This window comes from Phytoactinopolyspora endophytica (assembly GCF_004138495.1).
Classification (GTDB): Bacteria; Actinomycetota; Actinomycetes; order Jiangellales; family Jiangellaceae; genus Phytoactinopolyspora; species Phytoactinopolyspora endophytica.
This window is the reverse complement of the sequence record NZ_ML142849.1, coordinates 139,600-142,296: the sequence shown is the minus strand read 5'-3', so window position 1 is coordinate 142,296 and position 2,697 is coordinate 139,600. Positions and strand designations below refer to the sequence as shown.

Here is a 2,697-nt window from a genome sequence, read left to right as displayed (position 1 = left end):
GTGCCCGGAGGACGGTGGTGCTGTTCCACGGCATTGGCCCTACTATAACGTCCCCATAACGCTACTGTAACGCCGGTCACGCCCCGGGCGAGCGTGCCGGAGGGCTCATCGGCCGGGGCCGGGCTCAGCCGCCGTCGGTCGCGGGGAGCTGATTGCGAGCGACCAGCTCACGGTACCAATGCGCCGAGTCCTTCCAGGTCCGCTCGCCGGTCTTGTAGTCGACGCGGATGATCCCGAACCGGCGATCGTAGCCGTACGACCACTCGAAGTTGTCCATCAGTGACCAGGCGAAGTAGCCGCGCACGTCTGCCCCGCCGTCGACGGCGGCTCCCACGGCGTCGATGTGATCGTGCAGGTACGCGACCCGGCGGTCGTCGTGGACCGCGCCGGCCTCGGAGACGGTGTCCTCGAACGCGGCACCGTTCTCGGTCACCATCAACGGCAGCTCCGGATGTTCCCGGTGCAGCCGCATCAGCACCTCGGTCATCCCGGACGGGTCGATGTTCCAGCCCATGGCCGTGTACGGCCCGGGCGGCCGGACGAACTCGATGTCACCGGCACCGACCCACGGGGAGCCGGCCGCGTCGCCGTGGCCGTCGGCGGCGCCCCGATCGCTGACGCCGTCCCACTGACGGACCAGTGCGGTCGAGTAATAGTTGACCCCCAGGACGTCGATCGGGATCCGGATCAACCCGGCGTCGCCGTCCTCGACGAACGACCAGTCGGTGACCTCTTCGGTGTCCGACAGCAGATCCGTCGGGAAGGCGCCATCCAGCAGCGGCCCCAGGAACGCCCGGTTGGCCAGCGCGTCCACCCGGCGCACGGCGTCGTGGTCCGCCTCGCTGGACGGATCGACCGGCCGTGGCACATGGAAGTTGAGCGTGATGGACACCCGGGCGTCCGGAAGTACCGAGCGGATCGCGCGGCCACCGAGCCCGTGGGCGAGGTTGAGATGGTGGACCGCCGCCAGTGCGGCGGCGGGTTCGGTCCGGCCGGGCGCATGCACGCCGGACGCATAACCCAGATAGGCCGAGCACCAGGGCTCGTTCAGCGTGGTCCAGGTGTCGATCCGATCGCCCAGCTCCCGTGCCATCAGCTCGGCGTATTCGGCGAATCGGTAGGCGGTGTCGCGGGCCGGCCAGCCACCGGCGTCCTCCAGCTCCTGTGGGAGGTCCCAGTGGTAAAGGGTGGCCACTGGTTTCACGCCGCGTTCGAGCAGGCCGTCCACTAGGCGAGAGTAGAAAGAGACGCCTTCCGGGTTCAGCGGACCGCGACCGCCGGGCTGTACCCGGGGCCACGCGATGGAGAAGCGGTACGCGTCCAGGCCGAGGTCGGCGATGTGGCCGAGGTCCTCCTCCCAACGGTGGTAGTGGTCGCAGGCCATGTCGCCGGTATCGCCGTTCAGGGTCTTGCCCGGGGTGTGTGAGAAGGTGTCCCAGATCGAGGGTCCTCGTCCACCCTCCTGGGCCGCGCCCTCGATCTGGTACGACGCTGTCGCCGATCCCCAGGTGAAGCCTTCAGGGAACTCCCGGCCGTGGTTCGCAGTCGTGTTCATGTACTCCTCATACGTCTCAGGGGTCGGTTCGCGGCGCCCGCAGGCGTGACGACGATGTCGGCGACCGTGATACTAGCCTGCCATGTGATGGGAGCACTCCCAACACGCGGCTACCTCCGCTCATCCGGTGCGGTCCTGGACGTCACCGACCACTCATCATGCTGTCCGACCAGGACAAGTACCCTTTGACGGTCGGAATGTACACGCTGCTATCGAACGGCTCCGGGCAGCCCGTGCTGTATGTGCTGGCCATGCTGGGCGCCGCGCTGTCGATCGTTGCGTTGGTTGCGTTGCGGCTGTTCCCGCAGAGATTCTGGCGGATGGACCTGATCAGTGGAGGACATGAGGAATGACCATGACACCTGGACAAGGAGCTGGACAGACACCTGGGCAGACACCCCGGCCGACGGATCGGGTCGTGCTGGGACGTGCCGGCCAGGAGGTGACCCGGCTGTGTCTGGGCACCTCCAAGCTCGGACATGCCACGGTGCCGGACGAGGACGCGGCGGCGACGCTCGACGAGGCATTCCGGACCGGCCTGACCATCGACACGAGCAACGGCTACGGCGACCAAGGGCGGAGCGAGCGACGAGTCGGCGCGGCATGGCGCCGGCATGAGGGATCCGATCGTCCGCTCGTCGCGACCAAGGTGGATCCGATTCCTGGCGACAGCGACTTCTCCGGGACGAGGGTGCGAGCTTCCGCGCAGGAATCGCTGGACCGCCTCGGTCTGGACCGGCTGCCGCTGCTGAGCCTGCACGACCCGGAGCGCATCACGTTCGAGGAGGCCACCGCCGACGGTGGTCCACTGGAGGCGTTGCTGGCGCTGCGCAAGGAGGGCGTGGCGGGCCCGCTGGGCGTCGCCGGCGGTCCGATCGCCCTGCTGGAGCGCTTCGTCGAAACCGGCCATTTCGACTACGTGGTGACGCACAACAGGTTCACGCTGCTGGATCGCAGCGCGGAACCGCTGCTGGAGCAGTGTCACGAGCTCGGAGTGGGGGTGTTCAACGCGGCTCCGTTCGGCGGCGGGCTGCTGGCGCGGTCCACCCGTGGGGCGGCCGAGGCGAAGTATGCCTACCGGCCCGCGGCTGCTGCCCTGGTCGAGGCGGCCCAGATGATGGAAGCGGCATGTGCCCGGCACG

3 protein-coding genes are annotated in these 2,697 nt (G+C 68.4%); 2 read left to right on the top strand and 1 reads right to left on the bottom strand.

Features of this window, described 5'->3' with window-relative positions; all coding sequences use genetic code 11:
- Positions 1-124: 124 nt before the first annotated feature.
- A complete protein-coding gene (locus ELR45_RS00650) occupies positions 125-1,555 on the bottom strand; it encodes a GH1 family beta-glucosidase (RefSeq protein ID WP_129662618.1) in 1,431 nt (476 codons plus the stop codon).
- A gap of 185 nt (positions 1,556-1,740) precedes the next feature.
- Between ELR45_RS00650 and ELR45_RS00645 the strand changes: the two genes are divergently transcribed.
- The gene (locus ELR45_RS00645) at positions 1,741-1,908 is read left to right on the top strand and encodes a hypothetical protein (protein ID WP_165367334.1); all 168 of its coding nucleotides are present in this window, start codon (positions 1,741-1,743) and stop codon (positions 1,906-1,908) included.
- Between the two features lie 2 nt (positions 1,909-1,910).
- A partial coding sequence (locus ELR45_RS00640) for an aldo/keto reductase (RefSeq protein ID WP_205855625.1) occupies positions 1,911-2,697 on the top strand: 787 nt, incomplete at its 3' end.

Bases quoted from the DNA above. Each gene is read 5' to 3' on its own strand.
- ELR45_RS00650 (WP_129662618.1), bottom strand. From the start codon at position 1,555: ATGAACACGACTGCGAACCACGGCCGGGAGTTCCCTGAAGGCTTCACC.